Source organism: Cobetia sp. QF-1 (assembly GCF_002213105.1).
Taxonomy (GTDB): Bacteria; Pseudomonadota; Gammaproteobacteria; order Pseudomonadales; family Halomonadaceae; genus Cobetia; species Cobetia crustatorum.
Window position 1 is genome coordinate 248,230 of the sequence record NZ_NBVS01000001.1, and the last position, 23,699, is coordinate 271,928.

20 protein-coding genes are annotated in these 23,699 nt (G+C 56.9%); 3 read left to right on the plus strand and 17 right to left on the minus strand.

Annotated features, from left to right (window positions below):
* Nucleotides 1–135 precede the first annotated feature (135 nt).
* Nucleotides 136–1,002, plus strand: coding sequence for a 2OG-Fe dioxygenase family protein (locus CFN46_RS01110; RefSeq protein WP_024950707.1), 867 nt, complete (start codon nucleotides 136–138; stop codon nucleotides 1,000–1,002).
* A gap of 254 nt (nucleotides 1,003–1,256) precedes the next feature.
* Here the strand turns inward: CFN46_RS01110 and dkgB are convergent, their stop codons facing one another.
* Nucleotides 1,257–2,078: a 2,5-didehydrogluconate reductase DkgB gene (gene dkgB / locus CFN46_RS01115; protein WP_088742475.1), complete on the minus strand. Its 822-nt coding sequence runs from the start codon at nucleotides 2,076–2,078 to the stop codon at nucleotides 1,257–1,259.
* 187 nt (nucleotides 2,079–2,265) lie between these two features.
* On the opposite strand from dkgB, the gene CFN46_RS01120 reads away from it, so the two are divergent.
* Nucleotides 2,266–2,883 (plus strand): LysE family translocator, encoded by a 618-nt coding sequence (locus CFN46_RS01120; protein ID WP_024950708.1) that lies wholly within the window; start codon nucleotides 2,266–2,268, stop codon nucleotides 2,881–2,883.
* A 111-nt stretch (nucleotides 2,884–2,994) separates the two neighbouring features.
* On the opposite strand, the gene CFN46_RS01125 is transcribed toward CFN46_RS01120, so the two are convergent.
* The 15 genes from CFN46_RS01125 to leuC form a co-directional block, all read right to left on the minus strand.
* Entirely contained in the window at nucleotides 2,995–3,594 is a 600-nt protein-coding gene (locus tag CFN46_RS01125; RefSeq protein WP_024950709.1) for a YceI family protein, read from the minus strand.
* Nucleotides 3,595–3,656: 62 nt separating this feature from the next.
* A complete protein-coding gene (locus CFN46_RS01130; protein ID WP_088742476.1) occupies nucleotides 3,657–4,199 on the minus strand; it encodes a cytochrome b in 543 nt (180 codons plus the stop codon).
* A 412-nt stretch (nucleotides 4,200–4,611) separates the two neighbouring features.
* Nucleotides 4,612–5,826 (minus strand): O-succinylhomoserine sulfhydrylase, encoded by a 1,215-nt coding sequence (locus CFN46_RS01135; protein ID WP_088742477.1) that lies wholly within the window; start codon nucleotides 5,824–5,826, stop codon nucleotides 4,612–4,614.
* A gap of 193 nt (nucleotides 5,827–6,019) precedes the next feature.
* Nucleotides 6,020–7,534 (minus strand): amidophosphoribosyltransferase, encoded by a 1,515-nt coding sequence (gene purF, locus CFN46_RS01140; RefSeq protein ID WP_088742478.1) that lies wholly within the window; start codon nucleotides 7,532–7,534, stop codon nucleotides 6,020–6,022.
* Between the two features lie 203 nt (nucleotides 7,535–7,737).
* The gene (locus CFN46_RS01145) at nucleotides 7,738–8,475 is read right to left on the minus strand and encodes a CvpA family protein (RefSeq protein WP_088742479.1); all 738 of its coding nucleotides are present in this window, start codon (nucleotides 8,473–8,475) and stop codon (nucleotides 7,738–7,740) included.
* Complete coding sequence (locus CFN46_RS01150; RefSeq protein WP_088742480.1) at nucleotides 8,472–9,140, minus strand: SPOR domain-containing protein; 669 nt, start codon at nucleotides 9,138–9,140, stop codon at nucleotides 8,472–8,474. The genes CFN46_RS01145 and CFN46_RS01150 overlap by 4 nt, the downstream gene beginning before the upstream one ends.
* 49 nt (nucleotides 9,141–9,189) lie before the next feature.
* The gene (locus tag CFN46_RS01155; RefSeq protein ID WP_088742481.1) at nucleotides 9,190–10,647 is read right to left on the minus strand and encodes a folylpolyglutamate synthase/dihydrofolate synthase family protein; all 1,458 of its coding nucleotides are present in this window, start codon (nucleotides 10,645–10,647) and stop codon (nucleotides 9,190–9,192) included.
* Nucleotides 10,640–11,674 carry an acetyl-CoA carboxylase, carboxyltransferase subunit beta gene (accD, locus tag CFN46_RS01160; RefSeq protein ID WP_024950713.1) on the minus strand — a complete coding sequence of 345 codons (1,035 nt, stop codon included), beginning with the start codon at nucleotides 11,672–11,674 and terminating at the stop codon, nucleotides 10,640–10,642. Before accD ends, CFN46_RS01155 begins: the two co-directional genes overlap by 8 nt.
* 272 nt (nucleotides 11,675–11,946) lie before the next feature.
* The gene (locus CFN46_RS01165; RefSeq protein ID WP_024950714.1) at nucleotides 11,947–12,576 is read right to left on the minus strand and encodes a phosphoribosylanthranilate isomerase; all 630 of its coding nucleotides are present in this window, start codon (nucleotides 12,574–12,576) and stop codon (nucleotides 11,947–11,949) included.
* Nucleotides 12,577–12,616: 40 nt separating this feature from the next.
* Entirely contained in the window at nucleotides 12,617–13,711 is a 1,095-nt protein-coding gene (gene truA / locus CFN46_RS01170; protein ID WP_024950715.1) for a tRNA pseudouridine(38-40) synthase TruA, read from the minus strand.
* The gene (locus tag CFN46_RS01175; RefSeq protein ID WP_176426389.1) at nucleotides 13,711–16,437 is read right to left on the minus strand and encodes a FimV/HubP family polar landmark protein; all 2,727 of its coding nucleotides are present in this window, start codon (nucleotides 16,435–16,437) and stop codon (nucleotides 13,711–13,713) included. The genes truA and CFN46_RS01175 overlap by 1 nt, the downstream gene beginning before the upstream one ends.
* 464 nt (nucleotides 16,438–16,901) lie before the next feature.
* Nucleotides 16,902–18,023, minus strand: coding sequence for an aspartate-semialdehyde dehydrogenase (gene asd, locus CFN46_RS01180; protein WP_088742483.1), 1,122 nt, complete (start codon nucleotides 18,021–18,023; stop codon nucleotides 16,902–16,904).
* Between the two features lie 195 nt (nucleotides 18,024–18,218).
* Nucleotides 18,219–19,301: a 3-isopropylmalate dehydrogenase gene (gene leuB / locus CFN46_RS01185; protein ID WP_088742484.1), complete on the minus strand. Its 1,083-nt coding sequence runs from the start codon at nucleotides 19,299–19,301 to the stop codon at nucleotides 18,219–18,221.
* Between the two features lie 112 nt (nucleotides 19,302–19,413).
* On the minus strand, nucleotides 19,414–20,067 hold the full coding sequence (gene leuD, locus CFN46_RS01190) for a 3-isopropylmalate dehydratase small subunit (protein ID WP_088742485.1): 654 nt from the start codon (nucleotides 20,065–20,067) through the stop codon (nucleotides 19,414–19,416).
* A gap of 11 nt (nucleotides 20,068–20,078) precedes the next feature.
* The gene (gene leuC / locus CFN46_RS01195; RefSeq protein WP_088742486.1) at nucleotides 20,079–21,530 is read right to left on the minus strand and encodes a 3-isopropylmalate dehydratase large subunit; all 1,452 of its coding nucleotides are present in this window, start codon (nucleotides 21,528–21,530) and stop codon (nucleotides 20,079–20,081) included.
* A gap of 321 nt (nucleotides 21,531–21,851) precedes the next feature.
* Between leuC and CFN46_RS01200 the strand changes: the two genes are divergently transcribed.
* Nucleotides 21,852–22,736: a LysR family transcriptional regulator gene (locus CFN46_RS01200; RefSeq protein WP_088742487.1), complete on the plus strand. Its 885-nt coding sequence runs from the start codon at nucleotides 21,852–21,854 to the stop codon at nucleotides 22,734–22,736.
* 27 nt (nucleotides 22,737–22,763) lie between these two features.
* Here the strand turns inward: CFN46_RS01200 and CFN46_RS01205 are convergent, their stop codons facing one another.
* Nucleotides 22,764–23,504: a hypothetical protein gene (locus tag CFN46_RS01205; protein WP_088742488.1), complete on the minus strand. Its 741-nt coding sequence runs from the start codon at nucleotides 23,502–23,504 to the stop codon at nucleotides 22,764–22,766.
* Between the last annotated feature and the right edge of the window lie 195 nt (nucleotides 23,505–23,699).

Genomic DNA, 23,699 nt, shown 5'->3' on the forward strand with positions numbered 1-23,699 from the left:
CTTACGCGATATTAGCGCGTTACTGACAATGTACGGGTTTGACTATGCCACGTGCATCTTTCCATTCTCCTCGACGTTGCTAATGCAACGCCTTCCATCAAGCGCATAAGCGCAGATAACGTCGAGGAATTTTACATGAACATCGCAAATCGTGGCGTACGTCAGCTGGCCGACTCTTCCCGCAAACTGACTTTGGAGCAAAGCAGCCTAGCAGAGCATTATCCAGCCCACTCCACCGATGGCACAACACTGCACCTCCCGCTGACATCCCAGTATTGGCCAAAAGCAGTACATGAGGAATTGAAGCACCAGCACTGGAGCAAGTCTTCCATCTCGGCGCATATTGACTTGAATGCTTGGCAGGGCTTCCTGAAAGATCTCCCGCGCGACCCTTACGTCAACACCCGTTGGAAGCGCATGTCTTGGCTGCACCTCAATGACCAGCACGAAGTCGAGACCCTTGGAGAGTGTCCGATGGCTCAGGGAGGGCGATTCAATGACGCTGCCAGCATGGCCGATCGCCTGAGATACTATGCACCGCTGGAAGAGTCATTCACTGAGCGTGAAGATGTACGCGCCTTTGTAAAGGCGTGGGCTGACATGTGGGGCATCGGCCCGCGCGAGCCCATCCTGATGCAAATCACTGGGGTCCGCGGAGATGGCACCATTGATCCGCTTCAAGGCCAAGGGATTCATGCGGATGGTTGCAAGTATCTAAGCATCCTGGTAGTCAACCGTGAAAATGTCAGTGGCGCCATCAACACGCTCTACCGGGACAAGGCGGGGAGCGAATTGCTGTCCACAACAGAATTGGCACCAGGAGAGGTCCTTCATATCCATGATGATCAGCTATTCCATAGCGTCAGCTCAATCTCGCAGGAGAACGCCGGCCAGCACTTCGAGCGCTTCATCATCATTATCAACTGCGCATTCATTGATGAGTTCCAGAACCGCATGCTGCGTCGTCATTTCCCGGGCGCCGTACTGAATGAGAGCAAGTAATCGATAATCTGGTGACAGTTAGCCAGTCCCTGTGTTGGTCATTGCAATAAGACGGCTCGGTAGATTCCGAATTGCCATCACCTGAAGCCTTGCATTAGCGGCATGACAGATTACTGAGGCGTACAAGAAAAAACCAGCCGGTTTCCCGGCTGGTTTTTTTGTTATTGGGTGTCAGCTTTAGTGCCGCCAACACTTACATCAGTACTGTGCCTGACACGTTAGCTGCATCAAGACTGGCGAACATATCATGACACTCACTCATCCCAATTCGGCGTAAAATCCGGATTGGCGATTCGCTCACCACGATCCAGTGCATCGATACGCTGTATATCCTCAGGGGTGAGACGAACATCCAATGCTTCAAGGTTCGACTGCTGATTGCGCGGCTTGGTTGAGGAGGGTATGACGTTGATCCCATGCGCTGAAACCCAAGCCAGTGCAACCTGCGCAGCACTGATCTCGTGATGGGCTGCAATGCTCTTGAGTGTCTCATCTTCCATTACCTTGCCAACTGCCAATGGCATGACCCACGTGACAGCAATCCCCTTGTCAGCGCAATGCTCTGCCAGCTTACGATTGGCCAGGAAGGGGTGTACCTCTATCTGGTTGGTGACGATATGCTCACCACCTGGCAGTGATAATGCCTCGTCAATCTGGGCAATCGTGAAGTTGGATACTCCAATATGACGCGCTAATCCAAGTTCGCGCGCTTCATTGAGCGCAGCAATGTATTCCGCCATGGGCACTTCATCTTCAGGCGATGGCCAGCGGATCAGCGCCAAATCTACCTGCTTGATCCCAAGCTTATCGAGACTCTCACGCAGGCTGGCAATCAGGTCATCGTGATGCAGACGATCATGCCGGACCTTGGTGGTCAGGAAAATATCATCGCGCGGCACATCACTTTCACGGATAGCACGACCGACAGCCACTTTGTTGCCATAGAACTGTGCCGTATCAATGTGACGGTAGCCCAGTGACAATGCACTGGTCACTGCGTCCGTGGCAGCTTGCTCTTCATAACGGAAAACGCCAAAGCCCATTGCCGGCAGTACTGAAGTTGTAGGGGTAGCCATATCGTCTCTTTTGCATCTTTCACACAGATCATTGTTTAGCCTATCAAGAGATGTGGAAATACCCGTCCATAGTTAAAGGGTCGATAAACGGCATTGCACTGTTACTGTACTAACATCGCAGGGAGATACTCGGCTATCGATGAATGAGCCGAAACTCCATACGCCCTCACCGTATCAGGGAATCATCATGACCATTGAAACCGGGCTAACCTTCTTCCTTGCCATCTTCATCTTTGGCATCACTCCAGGCCCCGGCATTCTTGCATTACTGGCACGCGGTATGAGCAAGGGCGGCAACGCCTGTGTCCCGCTGGCCGTCGGCATGAGTCTCAGCGATGTCTGCTATATGCTGGCCGCCGTCTTTGGGCTTTCGGCACTGGCAACCCATTGGAGCGAGCTGTTCACGGTCATCCGTATTCTGGGGGCAGCCTATCTGTTCTATCTGGGGTACAAGCTATGGACCAGCTCACCGACACTTGATGATGCTCCGGCAATGCGCGTGCGTGGCGACTGGTGGCGGGGGTTCATTCAAGGCTTCTTGATCTCGGCCTCCAACCCCAAGGTCATTCTGTTCTACATCGCCTTCCTGCCCACCTTCATGGATATCACCCAGCTCACCGGTAGCGATATCGTGATTGCCGCCACCCTCAATCTGAGCGCTCTATTGATCGGCGTGGTACCTGTCGGTTATCTGGCGGGACGCATTCGCCGTTACCTGCGCTCGCCGCAAGCGATACGCCGCCTCAATCGTGGAGCGGGTAGCCTGATGATCGGGGCCGGCAGCTACCTGGCCTTGCGCGGCTGATCTGACGTCATGTCTGGCTGATGTTCACGCTAGCATCCATGAACCAACCCGCCACGAAAACGCCCCTGCCAAATTGGCAGGGGCGTTTTCACGACTTGCACCTGACACTTATTACTGACGAATCCCTTCAATGACCAGATACAGGTCAACCGTGGCAGCCGTCGGGCCCAGCTTGGACGTATCGATGCCATAATCAGCAAGCTTCAGGGTCGTGGTACCCTCAAAACCCTGACGATATCCACCCCATGGATCTTCACCACCACCGATGTGATCGACGTCGATAGTGATCGGCTGGGTCTTGCCATGCAACGTCAGATCGCCGGTCAATTTCCCTGCACCATCACCCGTCGTTTTAAAGCCCGTGGAGGCAAAGGTGGCGGTCGGATACTGGGACACATCCAGGAAATCAGCGGACTTGAGGTGCTTGTCACGCTCGGCATGCGCGCTGTCCAGACTATCGACATCCACTTTCACATTGACGCTGGAGGCTTCTGGCTTGCCTTCGTCGTAGCTGAAGTCGCCGCTGAACTCCTTGAACTCACCCAAGATATAGGAATAGCCCAGATGGCTGACCTTGAACTGGACGAAGGCATGCTGGCCTTCAGTATCGATGGTGTAATCAGAGGCCTGAGCCTGTCCGGCCATCAGCGGCAAAGAGGCTGCCATGACACCTGCAACAAGTGACTGGCCGAGGAAGGATGTCTTGTTCATGTTGATACTCCTTGAGTGGATTCGTCACATCTGGCGCCCAATGGCATTGACGCCCTCTTTCATCATCGCAGCGGCCAGATCATGCGCCGCAACGTATCTTGTCCATCCAACAGATGATGCTTGAAGGCTGCGGCTGCGTGTCCAAGAGACAAAATGACAAGACCGCAGGAGGCATACCAGTGCACATCACCAGCGAGCGTTGCCTGGTCTTTGAGACCAGTGATCAGTGCTGGCATCTCGAAAAGGCCAAATACACTAATGCCTCGCCCATCAGCCGTGGAAATCAGATAGCCTGATGCCATAACCACCAGCAGCAGCACATAGAGCAATACGTGACCCACGAAGGCAGCGCGCTGTTCATTACGAGTGCCGTGCGCCTGTGGTGTTATCTGTAGGTGGCGCCAGACTAGCCGCAATACCGTTAATGCAAACAGACTGATACCCACAGACTTGTGCCACCAGGGGCCAAGCTTGTACCAGGAATCGTAATAACCCAAAGAAGTCATCCACCAACCAAGGGCAAACAGCCCGAAGATGGCCAAGGCCGATAGCCAGTGCATCACGATGACCGGCCAACCCCAGCCACGTCGAGAATTACGCCACATTTTTAGCTCCCGCCTCTTGCGTATCTACGCCTACCGATCAGTGCTGCGGAGATCTCCGTCAGCCTTATTGTTACTTCATTAAGCGAGAGCTTAACCAGTGGCTAGTGTGACGCCAAGCCTTAGGTGAGTGAACCGTTCATTTTTGCTAGACGCACAAACGCCGAGCATGACTGGGTGTTTATATCAGAAGGCAACGCTATCGTGTGCCCCTAGTCTTGCGGCAATGCCCGACAGACAGCAGCAGGTAAACACAGGGCATGCCCTGATGTGATCGACTCCCACAACGAAGTGAAGGCAGACCAGACGCTTTACAACGCCTTGAACTGCCTCCACTCGGGGACTCTTGATGACAGTCCGTGATGACTGTCCGATACCTGCTACGCTCTAACGCTTGCTTGCAAGCCTTTTTTCTTCAATCCACCAAACGATCAAGACCACGCGCCAGGTCACGCTTGATGTCTTCGAGATCTTCCAGGCCCACTGCGATACGAATCATTCCTTCCTCGATACCCGCGGCGGCTTTCTGCTCGTCACTAAGACGCCCGTGAGTGGTGGTGGCCGGATGTGTAATGGTCGTTTTCACATCGCCCAGATTACCGGTGATCGACAGGATACGTGTGGCATCTACCACTGACCAGGCGCCTTCACGCCCCCCCTTGATCACCACGCCCAGCACAGCACCGAAGGCCTTTTGCTGCTGCTTGGCCAAGGCATGCTGCGGATGGCTTTCAAGCCCCGAGTAATGCACCCGCTCCACGCCCGGATGCACTTCAAGCCAATGCGCCAGATCCAATGCACGCGCGCAGTGTGCCTGCATGCGGATGTTGAGCGTCTCTAACCCCTTGAGGAATACCCATGCATTGAAAGGACTCAGGCATGGACCACAAGTACGCACCACACCAAACACCTCTTCCATCAACGCATGACTGCCAACCACTGCGCCACCCAGCGTACGGCCCTGGCCATCCAGATACTTGGTCGCCGAATGAATGACGATATCCGCCCCAAGCGTCAATGGGCGCTGTAGTGCCGGCGTACAGAAACAGTTATCAATGGCTAACCAGGCATTGTGCTCATGCGCGATCTCAGCCAGTGCCGCAATATCACCAATCTCGGAGAGCGGATTGGACGGCGTCTCGGCAAACAGCAGCTTGGTGGCTGGCGTGATGGCTTCGCGCCATGCATCCAGATCTCCCAGTTCAACGAAGCGTGTGGTGATGCCAAGCTTGCCGAAATACTTGGTAAACAAGCTGACACTGGAACCAAAGATGGAACGCGAGGCGACAATTTCATCACCAGATTCCAGCAGCGCCAACACCGTGGACATGATGGCGGCCATGCCTGAGCTGGTCGCGACGCAACGCTCACCGCCTTCCATCGCCGCCAGGCGCTCTTCGAAGAAGCGCACCGTCGGGTTGGTGAAGCGCGAATAGATATTGCCAGCCTCATCACCACCAAACTTGGCAGCCGCCTCGGCAGCACTGCCATAGACGAAGCTGGACGTCGTATAGATAGGCTCACCGTGTTCCTGCTCTGCGCCACGCAGGTGGCCTGCGCGGATGGCGAGCGTCTCGAGACCCAGCTCATCACGGGAGAGGTCGGCGCGGGAAAGATTATCTTCGTGCATGGTGTCCAGTACCTGTTCTGTAAGATTCTGCCGGCTACAAATACGCTGTCTTTTTCACGCACTGCCGTGCCAGCCCCTCTTCGTGGGGGAGAATAACCAATATTACCGGTTTTAAACGTGCAACGGGCCCCGGATTTCTCCGGAGCCCGTTGCACGTCACTGATCACACTGTTGCCTAATGGCAAGCCTGCTGTCAGTCGAGATCTTCCGAATCGTTGTGCAGATCCACTACCGCGTGAGTCTCGCCAGCGTTCTTGGCGCCATCATTACGAGAGGCCCGCAGATCGTTCAAATAGGCTTCGTCGATATCGCCGGTCACGTAGACGCCATCAAACACGGAGCAATCGAACTCGTCGAGCGCCGGGTTAACTTCACGACAAGCATCCTTCAGATCACCCAGATCTTGATAGAACAGGCGATCCGCGCCGATGAGATCAGCAATCTCTTTCTCGGTACGATCATGTGCGATCAGTTCTTCCGCCGCTGGCATGTCAATGCCATAGACGTTGGGGTAGCGAACTGCAGGCGCAGCAGAGGCAAAGTAAACATTCTTTGCGCCCGCTTCGCGCGCCATCTGGATAATCTCGTTACAGGTCGTGCCGCGCACGATGGAATCATCCACCAGCAGTACATTCTTGCCTGCAAACTCGATATCGATGGCATTGAGCTTCTGACGCACCGACTTCTTGCGCAGCGTCTGGCCCGGCATGATGAAGGTCCGACCGATATAGCGATTCTTCATGAAGCCTTCGCGATACGTCACTCCCAGATGCTGCGCCAGTTCGAGTGCCGAGGTACGCGAGGTATCCGGAATCGGAATGACGACGTCGATATCCTGCTCCGGCCATTCACGCACGATCTTGTCGGCCAGCTTCTCGCCCATCCGCATACGCGTGCCGTAGACATAGGCACCGTCGAGCAAGGAGTCAGGACGCGCCAGATAGACGTGTTCAAAGATACACGGTTTGAGCACGGCATCATCGGCACACTGCAGAGTATGCAACTGACGCTCCATATCGATGAACACAGCCTCACCCGGTGCGATATCACGAATGAGCTCAAAACCCGCCACATCCAGTGCTACGGATTCGGACGCGATCATGTACTCCACGCCTTCAGCAGCTTCACGCTTGCCGAAACAGGCCGGACGAATGCCGTGTGGGTCGCGGAAAGCGACAAGACCTGTGCCATTGATGATCGACACTGCCGCATAACCGCCCTTGCAGCGACGATGCACACGACGTACCGCATCAAAGACATCACCAGCACCCAGACGCATACCCTGCTTGCCCAACTCATGAGCAAAGACGTTGAGCAGCACTTCAGAATCAGAGCTGGTATTGATATGACGCAAGTCGGAGGAAAACAACTCCTGCTTGAGCTGATCAGAGTTGGTCAGGTTGCCGTTGTGCGCCAGCGTGATGCCATAAGGCGAGTTGACGTAAAACGGCTGCGACTCCGCCTCGCTGGACGAGCCAGCGGTCGGATAGCGAACATGGCCAATACCCATGTTGCCCTTGAGACGTTGCATATGACGGGTGCGGAACACATCACGCACCAGACCATTGCTCTTGCGCAGCAGGAAGCGCCCTTCGTGCCAGGTCATCATCCCCGCGGCATCTTGCCCACGGTGCTGCAATACGGTCAGCGCGTCATACAGCGCCTGATTTACCGAGGCGTTGGCCATCAAACCTACAATCCCGCACATCCCGTCATTACCTCACTAATACACACTTGGATAGGGAAGCGCACGCTGGCAAGGGCCGGCGCCCGTCCACATGGCAACATGAGTGCTAACACACCGCAATTGTCAGGCCTGCCCACAGAGCAGGCAACACCTGACCGATAAGTCAGGAGTGACAAGCTACTAAAACGACAACGCCGGGCAAGAATGCCCGGCGTCCAATAGCGTCATGGTGATGCCTTCACGCCCGTCTCATTTTGAGACTCCTGCGCGAGTGGCTGACGCGTAAACTGCTGCACCGCCTGCTTCCCAAGGCTCTCCGTAAGTGCACTGCCCTCACGTCGTGCGCTCTCAAACAAGCGACCAGCTTGTTGACCCAGCGAGTGACTGTCAGCACTCTCGTCAATAGAATCCTTGCTGGCAGAATCCTGGCTGGCAGAGCGTACTCTCTGATGTGGCTGCTTGATCGGCCCCCACTCACCACCGGAATCCCATTCACGATAGCGCGCCAGCGACCAATCACGTAGCTGCTCGAGCATGGGTCTGAACTGTGCGGCTTGCCAGTCGGCGCTGTCGCGCAAGGGTGTCAGTCCGACAACCGCAGTGATCAACACTAGAATCACGCTCGCGCGCAGAGCGCCAAACACCCCGCCCAGCAGGCGATTGAAACCGCCCATGCCGACTGCCTGCACCAGACGCTCCAGCAGCCTCAGCATCAGCCCCCACAGCAGCACCGTGCCGATGACGACCAGCACGAAGCCAACAGCGGTGCGGATACCTGGCGAGAGAATTATCTCTTCAAACAGCCCTCCCGCCTCAGCGCCGAATTGACGGGCAGCGACCAGCGCCACCAGCCAGCCGGCCAGTCCCAGTGCCTCACTGAGCAAGCCACGCATCAAGCCCAACAGAATTGAAATGCCGATCAGCCCAAGACATAGCCAATCAATCCAGACCAGGTCGTTCACTCACCCTCCTTCCGACGTACCAGCAAGCCCTTGATATTGACTTGCTCCTGTAGACGAGAGCGTGCTGATTCACCAATCTCCGAGCTTTTATAGGGCCCGACAAACACGACCGTCAGCTTGCTGCCACGCGCGATACGATAAGCAGCAAAGCCCTTGCCCTGCAGCTCCTGCTGAAGACGCGCAGCATTGCTTGGCTCACCGAAGCTACCGACCTGCACTGCCCAGCCACCGGCCGAGGAAGAAGGTGCACTGGCGGGTGCAGGCGCTGCTGGTGTCGGCGCTGTCTTGGGTGCTGATGTCGGCTCAGCCTTGGCCACCGGCTTCTGTACGGGCTTGGAAGGTGTCACCTTTGGCGCAGCGAGCTGCTCAGCCTCGGCCACACGACTCTGATTTCTGTCAGGCGCACTGGAAGCCGTGCTATCACGCACCTTGCCATTACTATCGACGAAGGTGATGGGCACATCTGTGCCAATTTTCAGCTCGCTGGGCGGCTGGGGCGTCTCGACAGCCGAGCGATCGATATCCACTGGCTTGCCTAGCGTCATGACCGGACTAGGGCGCTCATCACGGGCGGGGGGCTCATCAAATAACATGGGGATGAAAATCACGCCCAATGCCAGCAAAATGACCGCACCACTTATCCGCTCTCGCTTGCCATATTTCATCGTGCCATCTCCTTGCACCCGGATTCCATGACCCGAAGGTTGCCTGACATCAGACGTCAGCCTCGAGCCACGTCAATGCTTCGCCTACCGTGAAGAATGAGCCACACACCAACACCTCACCGACGATCGCATCTTCGACTAGCCACTGGGCAGCAGCGCTGACGGTGTCACACTCAGCAAGCACCCTACCGCCACTCGCGCGCACGACCGATGCCAGCTCACTGGCCAATCGGCTGCGTTCGCCCTCCAGTGTCGCCACGACAAAACCGTCCACCACGGGCGCCAATGCCTCAATGACACCGTGCGCGTCCTTGTCACCCAGCATGGCCAATAGTGCCCAACGTGGCTGCGTGGCTGCGTCACGACCGCTGCGCTGATCGCGCGCTGCCAAGCGCTGCGACAGATAGGCAGCGGCATGCGGGTTGTGACCGACATCCAGACACCATTCACGAGCATGACGCGTGAGCCATTGCATCCGTCCCTTGAGCTTGACGGTCGCCAGTGCATGACGCACCGCACTCTCGTCCAGCGTCACACCCGCCTCCATCAATGCCGACAAGGCCGTAGCAGCGTTATCTCGCGGCAAGCCAGGATCCGGCAGCGCTTCAAGTGTCATTTGCGGTGAGATCAAACGCTGCCATGTCCAGCGCAGCGCTTCAGGTAATGCTTCATGTGTCGCATTGTTCGTACCTTCAGCCTGCCCTACTGCTGACTGCCAACAGAAATCCTGCCACAACACCTGGGGTGTCACAGCGAGCGTCTGCGCATGTGCAGTGCAGCTGGCAGGCAAACAATCAGAACCAAAGATTGCTGGGCGCCCAGCACGCAGAATACCGGCCTTCTCAAAACCGATATTCTCAAGATCCGTGCCCAGGAAAGCCGCATGGTCTTGCGCCACCGTGGTAATCACTGCCACATCGCAATCGATGATATTGACGGCATCCAACCGCCCGCCCAGGCCAACTTCCAGAATCGCCAACGCAGGCTGTTGCTGAGCAATCAACCACAACCCCGCAAGCGTACCGGCTTCAAAATAGGTAAGGCTGACGATGCCCTCACCATCGTCCTCATCGACATGACGTGCTGAATCGATCTGCTCAAAGGCAGTGATCAGCGCATCATCACTCACGTTCTGGCCATTGACGGACAGGCGCTCGTTGTAGTGAAGCAGATGGGGAGAGGTATAAGTGGCCGTGGTCAGGCCATGCGCGCGACCCAATGCATCAAGCATGGCCACCGTGGACCCCTTGCCATTCGTACCAGCAACGGTAATGACACGCCCGCCAAGGCGGCGGGCATCAGGGCCGACAAGTCCAAGTCGTCTCGCAACGCATTGCACGCGAGACAAGCCCATATCAATGCTGACAGGGTGCTGACACTCAAGACGTGTCAACCATTGGGCCAGTGTGAGGCCACGAGGCACGGCGGCATGCAGAGAAGAGAGGCTGAGCGGCTGCAGTGCATCAGACGCACTGCAGCCTGCCGGGGCGGTGCCCTGCTCAGCCATCGCGACGCTCGCCTTTCGGCTGTTCGCTTGAGAACGTCTCGTCGAGCACACTTTCCACCGCAGAGCGTGGCTCTTCCTTGACGACATCACCTTCGACGACGTCTGCCGCAGCCGCAACAGATTCCTCGGTGACTTGCGGTGCTTCAGTGGCAGCCTCATCTACCTTGACCATCGGCATGCCCTGCAACTTAAGCAGAATACTGGACAAGCGCTCACGCATGTCACGGCGATGGATGATCATGTCGACAGCGCCATGCTCAAGCAGGAACTCGGAGCGCTGGAAGCCTTCCGGCAGCTTCTCACGCACGGTCTGCTCGATGACACGCGGACCGGCAAAGCCGATAAGAGCATTCGGCTCAGCGACGTTCAAGTCGCCCAGCATCGCAAGCGACGCTGATACACCACCGAAGACCGGGTCTGTCAGCACGCTGATGTAGGGGACGCCCGCCTGCTTGAGCTTCTCGAGCGCAGCCGCTGTCTTGGCCATCTGCATCAGAGAGAACAGCGCTTCCTGCATGCGCGCGCCACCAGAGGCCGCGAAGCACACCAGCGGGACATTCTCGGCCAGCGCCAGCTCTGCCGCACGCACGAATTTCTCGCCGACGATGGCCCCCATGGAGCCACCCATGAAGCCAAACTCGAAGGCCACCGCGATCAGCGGCTGACCTTCGAGGGAACCACGCATGGCAATCAGCGCGTCCTTCTCTTCGGTCTGCTTCTGGGCAGCGCTCAGGCGGTCCTTGTACTTCTTGGAATCGCGGAACTTGAGACGATCGACCGGCTCGAGATCTGCCGCGATTTCCTCGCGACCTTCGCTGTCCAGGAACCAGGACAAACGCGCACGCGCAGTGAGACGCAGATGGTGGTCACACTTCGGGCAGACGTTGTCGTGCTTGGTCAGCTCCGGCAGGTACTGGACTGCTTCGCACTTGGGGCATTTACGCCACAGGCCATCAGGAATGGAGGTGCGCCGATCCTTGCGTTGGATACGGCTCATTGACGGCACAATCTTGTCAAGCCAGCTCATGGTGGGGAGGCTTCCGTTTTGCTGCTGTTCTGGGCACCGCTCGGCAAGTGCCGGCGGCCATGCGAGTTGGCACATATTCTCGGGCAATAACGCCTTCGACAATATGGCGGGCAGCTGCCATCACAGGGCAGCGCCAAAGAAAAAGTCCGTGCAACCCATTGGTCGTACGGCCAATTTCCAAATTCTGGGAATCATTGTAGCGGTTTCGCCCCCCCTGCGGGTAGTGCGAGATACCAATTGAGCGTTGCAGCGACTCCGCGACAAGCGTGCGCTCAGATGCGAGAAAGCACTTCACGACAGAATGCCTGCATACGCTCAACATCCTTTTCACCGGGCGCAGACTCGACGCCACCAGAGACATCGACCGCGTAAGGTGTCACCTGTTCCACTGCAGTGGCCACATTGTGTGCTTCAAGCCCACCTGCCAGTATCACCGGCAGAGGTAGCCCTGCAGGAATTCGCGACCAATCAAACGTCTCGCCAGTACCGCCAGGCACGCCTGGACGATAGGCATCCAGTAATATTCCTCGCGCATCGTGGTAACGCAACACCTCTGCTGCCAGATCAATTCCATCGCGCATGCGCAACGCCTTGATATACGGACGACCGAACGCACGGCACATCTCAGGCGTTTCATTACCATGAAACTGCAAAAGATCGAGATAAGGCGCAGCGGCGATAACCTCAGTCTCATTGGCGTCCACAAACAGGCCGACACGCGTCACGAAGGCCGGAACATGGCGCGACAGCTCAGCCAGGCGTGCAACATTCACTGCGCGCTTGCTCCCCGCCCACAGCACGAAGCCCAGTGCATCGGCGCCAGCAGCCACGGCAGCGGCAATATCCTGCTCACGCGTCAGACCACAGATCTTGATGCGCGTACGGCGATTCCCCGAGGACATCGTATCGGTCATGCACTCTTCTCCGCTCAACGTGATTCGTCTACAAGACATCTGTCGCAGGACTGTCTGTCGCAGGATTGCTTGCCACAGAAGTGCCTGTCACAGAGGTGCCTGCGGCAGGAATGGCCTGTTCGTGCTCGCGACTGATGCGCTCGGCTTCACGCGCGGCATCAGCCATGCGGATCGCCTCGATCTCGCTTAGCTGGCCCGCGGCCCGTGCCTCTTCGGCACCCTCCGCTTCAGCACGTGCAATGCGAGAACGCGCCATCGGGCAATCGGGCAACGGCCGCTCGCCGGTCCACTCGCCCAGATGCGCCACCAACCCAGGGCCCAGCGGCTCTTTAGGTAACTGATAGCGTGGCGGATAGATAACATCAACGAAGTGCAAACCACTGGCCGATGCCGTCGCGCTTGAGCGCGTGCGATCACCACCACGCATCAGCTCGACAATCCACTCAACCGGTTTCTCACCCCGCCCGATGGCCATCAAGGTGCCCGCGATGTTACGTACCATGTGATGCAGGAAAGCATTGGCCTGCAGATCAATCATCACCATATGCCCGTGACGGCTGACTTCGATGAAGTGCACGTGACGACGCGGAGAGCGCGACTGGCACCCTGCTGCACGAAACGCGGAAAAATCGAGCTCACCGACCAGATGGGCGGCGGCAGCCTGCATGGCCGAGACATCCAACGACTCACGACACCAGGTGACATTGTGACGCTCCATCACCGGCCGAAAAGGCTGGTTGATGATCATATAGCGGTAGCGCCGCGCAATAGCGCTGAAACGAGCGTGGAAATCACCGGGCACCGGCACGGCCCAATGAATCCCGATATCGGGAGGAAGATTGACATTCCCCCCCATGCGCCACGCCTTGCGACTACGGCCTACAGGGGTATCGAAATGCACAACCTGACGCACGGCATGCACACCAGAGTCGGTGCGGCCACTGCAATGCACCGTAATGGGGGTCGACGCCACCTTCGACAGCGCCTTCTCGAGAGATTCCTGCACCGAAGGTGCATGGCTCAGACGCTGCCAACCACAATAGCGAGTGCCATCATATTCAATGCCCAGAGCAATGCGCCCTGGGCGTTTTTCATTATCATCCAGCGGTGTAAAAAAGGGCATTAGGTCAGACCAAAGCGCTCCATCAACGCTAGCGCCTCTTCACGGATCATCTCATCACTGGCAGATGCGAGAGGTTCAAGCAACGCTGCAGCCTGTTCATCATCACCATCCACTAGCAACTGACGGGCTTCCTCTAATTGCTGGAAAGCTTTGGCATCCTGGGCGCCAGCCCCTGTCTCTGCCATGTCAGCAGAGGAATAGCCGGCATTATCCAGATCCCCAGACTCGAACGCCACTTCCTCGACCTCGAATTCTGAGATATCGCGACGCGGCACCTCAACTTCCTCGATCGTCATGCTGTCCAGCGACGGCAACTCATCGTTTGAGCCCATCTCTTGTGACGAGACTGAATCCTCTTCGACATCACTACCTACATGCAGAGAGGTAAATTCAACCGATTCACCTCTGAGCTCACCATCGGCTTTTTCAGGCATGGAAGTCACAGCCGGAGCGTCTGATGTATTCAAGGTCAGTTCGGGTGCCTGATAATCAATGACATTGTCACTGAAGGTGCTTGAGTCATGTGCCGGCTTACTCTGTTCGGCATTAGCCCCTGCAAGACCCGACTCGAATGCCACCCCCTGATCTTCCTCGACATGGCCGTCAGTAGCACAGTCAGCATCCGAATTGTCAAGACCGTCGCTCTCTCCTGCATTTTCGAGCTCATCGGCATCCACTGCGGGTGTATCGCCACTCGACTCCGGGGGCGCGAACTGGGGAGATTGATTCACAACACCGGAGAGATGCGACACCTTGCGGCCCGACTGACTCATCGCACCACCCGCCACAGCGCGCAATGCGCTACCAACGTTGCTGTAGCGACTCATCAGTCCTTGAGCTTCCTCGCGCTCTTCTTCGCTTCCAGCCGCCATGACCTGCTCGCCTTCGAGATGCAGCCCATCAACATTGCCCAGCTCGCCATGTACGCCCATCAGCTTCAAACGCAGGTCCTGACGTGCAGAGTCTTCTGCCAAACCGGCTTCCAGCAGTGCCTGAGCCTGATCAAAGCGCCCGTAGGCGATAAAGATGTCCGCCTCACTGATAACAGCAGATTCAGGCTGTGAAAGTGGCTCGATGTTATGAGAGCCACGACGCGCCGAAGAAGACACTTTATCCGTGGACTGCGTGTCGCGCTGTGCAGCAACGGATGACGCCGCAAAGGTATCCGGGAATGCCCGCGCATTATCCATTGCAGGTTCATCCTTGCTACGCACGGCATCGGCAAAGCTCATGCCTTCATCACCTTTCGGACTGGAGCGTCGACGCATCAATAGCAATAGCAGCAACAGCCCGGCGCCAACGATGCCTCCCACAATGACCAGGTTATCCTGCAGCCATTTCCAGGTCGCCTGCGGCCACGGCTGCTCCGGCAGTACCAGATTACCCTCACCATCACGTGGCTGCCCCAGATCAACGCCTGCTGCGACCAGACTCTCCGGCAGCGTCAGCGGCGTAATGCCACTGTTGACGAGCAGACGGTTCTGCTTGGCCAGCAGCATCTTGGCAGTTTCCAACTGTTCTGTGCGCTCTGACAGCGAAGCGCGCAGCTGCCCAACTTCACTGCGCAGAGATGCAACTTCACCGCGCAAGTCATCACGCTCTTTCTCGAGCTGATCGAGACGCTGCTGATTGGTCAGCAACTGATCTTCCAGCGATTCAAGACGATCGGATAGCTCATCAATGGCTTGCTGACTGCCCACCGAGACTTGAGCCTTGCCAGCGGCACTGCTCGACTTGCTGTTGTCTTCATCGATCAGCGTCAGACGTGGCTTGCCATCAGCACCGGCAGTGGCCGGCCCTTGGGTATTAGCCTTGGCTGCGGTCGATGAAGCGGCATCAGCCTTGCCGCCAGTAGCAGAGGAGGCACTAGCCGCCTTGCCAACGGGTGCCGGAATCGTCTTGCCCTGGGCACCCGCAACCCACTTCTGATATTGCTCGCGAATCTCACGGTCAGCAGTACTACGCGAGCGACCCAGCATGGCGTCGCGATCTGGCACCTTCAACACGGCCCCTGCCCGCAGCTTGTTGATATTACCGCCGGGGAACGCGTCTTCATTGGCCGCCTGAATGGCCAGCATCGCCTGGCGAATGCTGACACTGGCGTCCGGGCGCACGCGGCGGGCAATCGTCCATAGCGAATCACCGCTACGCACCTTGATACTCGACGGAGATGTGCCAGAAGAACTGTTTGAAGAGGTGCTGCGTGTTGGTGCCCCTGACTGGCCAGACTGACCATTATCACGGAAGACCACCGAACGCGTCGGTGTCGAGTCATTGGTCGCCAGAGGACGCGAGCGCGCACCCGCTGCAGCCACCAATGACGGTTGACTCGAATAACCCGCCGGATCAAACAGCAACGTCACTTGGCGTTGCAGCTTGCCATTGGGCCACTCAACATCCAGCAACAGGTCGACATAGGGTTCACGTACTGCCCCATTGGTTGTCAGCTGAAGATAGTAACGGCTGCCTTGACGTTTGACGGTGACCTTGACGTCGTCGCTGACATAGCTGCGATCGACTCCAGCACGCGTGAAAGAGGCGGCGTCAGACACATTGGCCTTGATCAGGCTTGCGTCAAGACCCGAGGTATCCGTCAGGCCGATACGTGCATCGAGCGGCTGGTTCAGATTTGAACGCAACCGTGGCGATTCCATGCCGACTGCCAAGGCCTGTGCACTGAAGACGGCGAACGAGACCGCCAGTGCGAGAGGAAGCTTGCGTCCCATTGAGTGTCCCTTCGTATGCGACCGAATCATTGCTCGGTCTGCTCATTATGTTACGTATTCTTACATACAAGATACCAGAGAGTCCGCTTCGAGAATTGGAGAAGACGCTTCTGACACCGGCAAAGTTTCAACGCTGCTGGCCCAGTGGGATTCGAGAACAGGCCGAACAGGCGGGGCATCTCGAGTGACCAGTTCGCCGACACCTTTGTAACAATACCCACAAAAAACTAATACTCGCCATCATGCATGAAAAGCAGCAGTCAAAATCACAAAAAAAGTGCTTACAAAGCATGAAAATAGTCATGCTTTGATGCGTAAATTGACAATCATCTTGGCACATTAACCGCCATGCATGTGAAAAACACGGCGCCCCCGATTCTAGTGAGAACCGAGGGCGTCGTGTTTATCGTTGAATCATCGAGAACCCGGAAGCTCTGCGATGCGCTATGCCAGCGCGGGTGCCATCAGGCGCCGCGATGCTCACGCAGGATGCCCAGCATGCGCTTGAGCGGCTCTGCAGCCCCCCACAACAACTGATCACCCACACTGAAGGCGGACAGGTATTCACCGCCCATCGCCAGCTTGCGCAGACGACCGACCGGCACTGTCAACGTGCCAGTCGCAGCAGCAGGCGTCAGATGCTTGATGCTGTCTTCCTTGGTGTTGGCAACCACCTTGACCCAATCATTGTGCTTGGCGATGCGGTCTTCGATCTCATCCAGCGGCACATCCTGCTTGAGTTTGATGGTGAACGCCTGGGAGTGAGAGCGCATCGCACCGATACGCACACACAGGCCATCGATCACGATCGGATTGCCTTGGCTGTCGAGAATCTTGTTGGCTTCGACGCCCGCTTTCCACTCTTCACGGGTCTGACCAGACTCCATCTCGGAATCGATCCACGGCAACAGTGAGCCAGCCAGTGGTGCACCGAATTGCTGAGTCGCGAAATCATCGCCGCGCATGGTAGCCGTCACCTTGCGATCAATATCCAGAATCGCACTGGCCGGGTCCGCAAGCTCAGTAGCCACACTGCCGTTGAGCTGGCCCATCTGAGTCAGCAGCTCACGCATATGGCGCGCACCGCTGCCGGACGCTGCCTGATAGCTCATGGAGGTCATCCACTCGATCATGCCAGCTTCAAACAGGCCGCCCAGCCCCATCAGCATCAGACTGACGGTGCAGTTACCGCCGACGAAGGTGTTAGCACCCGCGCCAATCTTCTGATCAATGACATGGCGGTTGACGGGGTCCAGCACTAGCACCGCGTCTTTATCCATGCGCAGGGTAGATGCTGCATCAATCCAATCGCCCTTCCAGCCAGCCGCGCGAAGCGGACCAAAGACCTGCTTGGTGTAATCGCCTCCCTGACAGGTCACGATGACATCCAGCGCCTTCAGAGACGCGATATCGGTCGCATCTTGTAACGCAGGCACCGGAGTACCGACATCAGGACCGGGCTGACCGACCTGAGAGGTGGAAAAGAATACCGGCTCGATGCCCGCAAAATCATTGTCGTCACGCATGCGCTGCATCAGCACAGAACCGACCATGCCACGCCATCCAACGAATCCGACCTTCAACATGCTTATTCTCCTTGTTCATGTGCAGCCTGATGAGAGGTATCACACTCCATCATCTGCAAGATGACCCACTGCGAGCACACCCGTCCCGCCTCTTTAGATTTCAGGCGTTGTTGAACGAATCGGCGCTCCAGCCGTAGGCCCTGAAATGGGAGCATGACGACGCACGCCATGCTCCTCAATGACTGCCATTCGTGATCAGAGCTGTGCCTTGAAAGCCGCCAGCACAGCGTCCCCCATCTCGGAGGTGCTTACCTTGCGCGTCCCGGCATAAGCGATATCAGCCGTGCGCAGGCCTTCATCCAGCACCACTCCGACCGCCTTCTCGATACGTTCGGCCCACGCTGTTTCATTGAAGGTGTAACGCAGCATCATCGCAACAGAGAGGATGGTCGCCAGTGGGTTGGCGATGCCCTGCCCCGCGATATCCGGCGCGCTGCCATGACACGGCTCGTACATGCCTTTGCCATCCGCATTCAGTGACGCGGACGGCAGCATGCCAATGGAACCGGTCAGCATGGAGGCCTCATCCGACAGGATGTCGCCGAACATGTTGCCCGTCACCATCACGTCAAACTGCTTCGGCGCGCGTACCAGCTGCATGGCGGCATTATCGACGTACATGTGAGTCAGCTCGACATCGGGATAGTCCGCAGCGATGCGCTCCATCACCTCACGCCACAACATGGTAACTTCCAGCACGTTGGCCTTGTCGACACTGCACAGCTTCTTGTTGCGCTTCTGCGCCAACTCAAAGGCAGTGCGCCCGATCCGCTCGATCTCTGACTCGGAGTAGACGTAAGTGTTGTAGCCGACACGCTGGCCGTCACGCGTCTCGATGCCGCGCGGCTGGCCGAAATAGATGCCGCCGGTCAGCTCGCGCACGATCATGATGTCGAGGCCAGAGACCACTTCCGGCTTGAGGCTTGAGGCCTCGGCCAGCTGCGGGTAGAGAATCGCCGGACGCAGGTTGGCGAAGAGCTCAAGCTCCTTGCGCAACCCCAGCAGACCACGCTCCGGACGCAGCGAGATGTCTTCGATCTTGTCCCACTTCGGGCCACCGACAGCGCCAAGCAGAATGGCGTCAGCCGCCTTGGCGGCATCCAGTGTCGCGGGGGGCAGTGGATGACCGGCCGCGTCATAACCGGCGCCGCCGACCTTGCCTTCAGTCAGAGCGACGTCCAGACCGCCGTCACGCGCAGCTTCCAGAATCTTGACTGCTTCAGCAGTAATTTCCGGGCCAATGCCATCGCCAGGCAGGATCAGGATATTGCGGCTCATCTGGAACTCCTTGGGCCGGAAACCTCCGGCAACACTGACGGTTCACCGCCAGAATTAAAACGGGACTCGCCGCATATGATAGCGGCGAGTCATGACAAGAATACGCTGGCAATCAGACCGGCTGGCCATCGCGGAACAACCACGGGCGTTCAGTGCGGTGACGCGCCTCGAAGCTGTCGATGGCGTCCTGATCCTTGAGGGTCAGGCCGATATCATCGAGGCCTTCCATCAGGCAATGCTTGCGGAAACCATCCACCTCAAAGGCAATCGCTTCCCCTGCCGGCGTATTGACCGTCTGTGCGGCGAGATCGACATCAAGCCGATAGCCTTCCACCGCCGCGGCTTCCGTGAACAGACGCTCAATCGTCGCCTCATCCAGGGTGATCAACAACAGGCCATTCTTGAACGAGTTGTTGTAGAAGATATCGGCGAAGCTCGGCGCGATGACCACGCGGAAACCAAAATCAGTCAGCGCCCACGGGGCGTGTTCACGCGAGGAGCCACAGCCGAAGTTGCGACGCGCGAGCAGTACGCTTGCACCAGCATAACGCGGCTGGTTGAGCACGAATTCGGTGTTCAGCGGACGCTTGCTGACGTCCTGACCGATATAACCTTCATCGAGATAACGCAGCTCATCGAAGAGATTCGGGCCAAAACCGGTACGCTTGATCGACTTCAGAAACTGCTTGGGAATGATCAAGTCAGTGTCGACGTTAGCACGATCGAGCGGTGCCACGAGGCCCTGCTGGCGAATGAACTTTTCCATGTCGGGCCTCCTTAGGCTGCGTTGGTGTTGGAAGTAGGAATGGGGGCGAAGTCACGAACATCAACGAAGTGACCGGCAATCGCGGCCGCAGCGGCCATGGCGGGGCTAACGAGATGCGTGCGCCCACCGAAGCCCTGACGACCTTCAAAGTTACGGTTGGAAGTCGAAGCACAATGCTCACCGGCACCCAACTTGTCGGCGTTCATCGCCAGACACATGGAGCAGCCCGGCTCGCGCCATTCAAAGCCTGCCGCAAGGAAGATCTCGTGCAGCCCTTCGGCTTCCGCCTGCGCCTTCACCAGGCCAGAACCCGGCACCACCATCGCCTGCTTGAGGCTGGCCGCCACGGTGCGGCCTTCGGCAACGCGCGCCGCTTCACGCAAGTCTTCGATACGCGAGTTGGTGCAAGAGCCGATGAAGACGCGATCCAGCTTGATATCGGTGATCTTCTGCTGAGCGCTGAGGCCCATGTATTCGAGTGCACGCACGATGCCACGTGCTTCAGTCTCATCGCTGACGGCGGCCGGGTCCGGTACGACACCGTGAATGCTGGTGACCTGCTCCGGGCTGGTGCCCCAGGTGACCTGCGGCTCGATATCTTCGGCCTTGAGCACGACCACCTTGTCGAACGCGGCATCAGCATCGGAGGTCAGCTCGCGCCAGTCAGCGACGGCTGCGTCCCACTGTGCGGTGGTCGGTGCATACGGGCGATCGCGCAGATAGTTGATGGTGATGTCATCGACACCCACCAGACCCACGCGTGCACCAGCCTCAATCGCCATGTTGCAGATGGTCATGCGACCTTCCATCGAGATGTCACTGATCGCGGAACCGCCGAATTCAATCGCGTAACCAGTACCGCCGGCCGTGCCGATTTCACCGATGATGGCCAACACGACATCCTTGGCGGTGACACCGGTGCCAAGACGACCATCGACGCGCACCAGCATGTTCTTCATCTTGCGCTGGATCAGGCACTGGGTGGCAAGCACATGCTCAACCTCGGAAGTACCAATACCATGCGCGAGTGCCGCAAAGGCACCGTGGGTGGCAGTGTGAGAATCGCCACACACCACGGTCATGCCCGGCAAGGTTGCGCCCTGCTCCGGTCCGACGACGTGCACGATGCCCTGACGCGCATCATTGATGGTGAACTGCTCGATATTGAAGCTGTTGCAGTTATCGTCGAGGGTCTGCACCTGAATACGTGAGGTTTCATCCTCGATACCCGCGATACCGGCAGCACGCTCCTTGAAAGAGGTCGGAACGTTGTGGTCCGGCGTTGCCAGGTTGGCATCCAGACGCCACGGCTTACGACCGGCCAGACGCAGCCCTTCGAATGCCTGCGGCGACGTCACTTCGTGCAGCAGGTGACGGTCGATATAGATAAGTGCAGTGCCGTCTTCACGTTGCTTGACCAAGTGCTGGTCCCACAACTTGTCATAAAGGGTCTGGCTGGCCATGTGTCAGGTCTCCTCGTTGCGCACGCGGTGCGGCGCTTTTTGCTGCCTCGGGGCTCGTAACGGCCCCTTGATGAGGGTGTGTCGTCCAGTGCTGATGGCGACGTGGCGGGCGAAGGGTCACGCGTGAAAGAAAGCGTTCACTCCGACGTTCAGCCCCGTCTGGTATGGATTCAGAGTACGCGTCGCGGTAGCATAAAACCAATTCATCTTTTTTATGCTTTGGATTCCTTTCAGGAATACCAATCACTTCCGCGTCAACGTGCTGGCAGCTTCTCACGAAGTCGAGCGGCGACCCGATATCAACAAGGATAGCGCTTCGTCATGGACACACCCTCTTTACAGGCTTTTGTGGCCGTGGCCGAAGCGGCGTCCTTCTCGCTGGCCGCGGAGCAGCTGCACCTGACGCAGCCTGCGGTCTCCAAGCGTATTGCCGTCCTGGAGCAGCTGCACGGCGCACGTCTGTTTGACCGTATCGGGCGTCGCGTCACGCTCACCGAGGCGGGCAATATCCTGCTGCCGCGGGCACGCGCCATTCTCGTGATGCACGATGACACGCGGCGAGCATTGAGGAATCTGTCGGGGGAGGTAAAAGGCAGCCTGACGATGGCGACCAGTCATCACGTGGGGCTGCATCGCCTACCGCCGCTATTGAAGGCCTTCACGCTCGCTCATTCAGAGGTACGCATGGATATGCGCTTTCTGGATTCGGAGCAGGCCTATCAAGGTGTACTGGATGGGGAGCTTGAACTGGCAGTCGTCACGCTGGCGCCGCATCGTGACCCCAACCTGACAGTCGTGCCGGTATGGCTGGACCAGATGCGCTTCGTCTGCGGACGCGATCACCCGCTGGCAGGTCATAAGGCATTGCCGCTGTCAGCACTTTCAGAGCATGACGCCGTGCTGCCGGGCCACCTGACCTTCACTCGTGGCATCGTCATCGACACCTTCGCCCGCGATGGCCTGTCAGTCGAAGTCTCGATGTCCACCAACTATCTCGAGACCCTCAAGATGATGGTCGCCATCGGTCTTGGCTGGAGCGTACTGCCGGAAAGCATGATCGACGATGATATCGAAATCCTGCCCATCGACCACCGCCCTATCGAACGCCAACTCGGCTACCTCTATCACAACAACCGCACCCTCTCGAACGCCGCCAGCGCCATGATCGAGCTGCTGGAAGGGGCAAGGGATGCGGCGTCGAGGTAAAACCAATTAAATTAACAATAAATAAAATTAACTAACAACCATTTTTCTCCAAACAACGACCTCTTCTACAAACTCAAGAAAGTGCAAACAAATGCTAGACCTATAATTATCCAATAAATATTCATCCGTCACATCCTCATCCAACTCCTGTCTTAGCGCATAAGGATCTCTTCCATAATAACTAGCAAGCAATTTAACCTTATCGGTAATGACGAGCCACTGAAGAGCATATACAGGCGACAAATTAACTGCTAATACTAATGCTTGGTTAAAATCTGAAGATCTGGAATCTGCAGTTTGCATTGCGCATACTAGCTTTTCAGCCTGCTCATCCGTTACCGATTTTAAACATTTTAAGTTCTCCATTGTATCTGAGAGCCGCTCCTCATTAGATGCATATGATTCTATTCTATTTATAGCTATAGAATGGCCAAAAATATGGCAATTATCGTATGAATGGAGTACGGAAGAGAGAAGAAAATTAAGAACATCTAAGGTTTGCCTCTGCCTTCTCTTCCTAGGCACAACATCAACAATGAGATAAAAAAGGTATGCCGAAACTATGCTCAGCGAAAGACCTGCAGCAATTCTAGGCGCAGCTTCATTTACTAAAATATTACCAATCAGCGTCCCTTTTAGAGGCTCATATAGCTCAAACTGCATCTCACTAAAGATAAGAACAACCAGCGAAGTAGCACACATCAGATGTGGCAACTGCTCTACTTTATAAAACCTGCCTAAATATTTTTTCATATAATGCCAACCCATGAGAAAAAAGCCAGTTCCTATATAGAACTGGCTTATTATATCATTACCATAAAATCAGATTTCAGCTCTTAGCAGGCCCCTTCGTTCCGCTAGACGAATCATCTGTTTTACTGGCCGCAGGCTTGGCGTCGTCCTTCTTGGCCTCTTCCGCTGTCTTGGTGGCGGCGGCTTTGCTGGCGTTGGAGGGACGGCCAC

Coding starts and splice junctions, on each gene's coding strand:
- leuB (WP_088742484.1), bottom strand. CDS start 19,301: ATGAGCCGCAATATCCTGATCCTGCCTGGCGATGGCATTGGCCCGGAA.
- CFN46_RS01150 (WP_088742480.1), bottom strand. CDS start 9,140: ATGAAATATGGCAAGCGAGAGCGGATAAGTGGTGCGGTCATTTTGCTG.
- CFN46_RS01200 (WP_088742487.1), top strand. CDS start 21,852: ATGGACACACCCTCTTTACAGGCTTTTGTGGCCGTGGCCGAAGCGGCG.
- CFN46_RS01120 (WP_024950708.1), top strand. CDS start 2,266: ATGACCATTGAAACCGGGCTAACCTTCTTCCTTGCCATCTTCATCTTT.
- truA (WP_024950715.1), bottom strand. CDS start 13,711: ATGCCCTTTTTTACACCGCTGGATGATAATGAAAAACGCCCAGGGCGC.
- CFN46_RS01205 (WP_088742488.1), bottom strand. CDS start 23,504: ATGGGTTGGCATTATATGAAAAAATATTTAGGCAGGTTTTATAAAGTA.
- purF (WP_088742478.1), bottom strand. CDS start 7,534: ATGTGCGGGATTGTAGGTTTGATGGCCAACGCCTCGGTAAATCAGGCG.
- leuC (WP_088742486.1), bottom strand. CDS start 21,530: ATGGCCAGCCAGACCCTTTATGACAAGTTGTGGGACCAGCACTTGGTC.
- asd (WP_088742483.1), bottom strand. CDS start 18,023: ATGTTGAAGGTCGGATTCGTTGGATGGCGTGGCATGGTCGGTTCTGTG.
- CFN46_RS01165 (WP_024950714.1), bottom strand. CDS start 12,576: ATGTCCTCGGGGAATCGCCGTACGCGCATCAAGATCTGTGGTCTGACG.
- CFN46_RS01130 (WP_088742476.1), bottom strand. CDS start 4,199: ATGTGGCGTAATTCTCGACGTGGCTGGGGTTGGCCGGTCATCGTGATG.
- CFN46_RS01110 (WP_024950707.1), top strand. CDS start 136: ATGAACATCGCAAATCGTGGCGTACGTCAGCTGGCCGACTCTTCCCGC.
- dkgB (WP_088742475.1), bottom strand. CDS start 2,078: ATGGCTACCCCTACAACTTCAGTACTGCCGGCAATGGGCTTTGGCGTT.
- CFN46_RS01155 (WP_088742481.1), bottom strand. CDS start 10,647: ATGGCTGAGCAGGGCACCGCCCCGGCAGGCTGCAGTGCGTCTGATGCA.
- CFN46_RS01125 (WP_024950709.1), bottom strand. CDS start 3,594: ATGAACAAGACATCCTTCCTCGGCCAGTCACTTGTTGCAGGTGTCATG.
- accD (WP_024950713.1), bottom strand. CDS start 11,674: ATGAGCTGGCTTGACAAGATTGTGCCGTCAATGAGCCGTATCCAACGC.
- CFN46_RS01175 (WP_176426389.1), bottom strand. CDS start 16,437: ATGGGACGCAAGCTTCCTCTCGCACTGGCGGTCTCGTTCGCCGTCTTC.
- leuD (WP_088742485.1), bottom strand. CDS start 20,067: ATGGAAAAGTTCATTCGCCAGCAGGGCCTCGTGGCACCGCTCGATCGT.
- CFN46_RS01135 (WP_088742477.1), bottom strand. CDS start 5,826: ATGCACGAAGATAATCTTTCCCGCGCCGACCTCTCCCGTGATGAGCTG.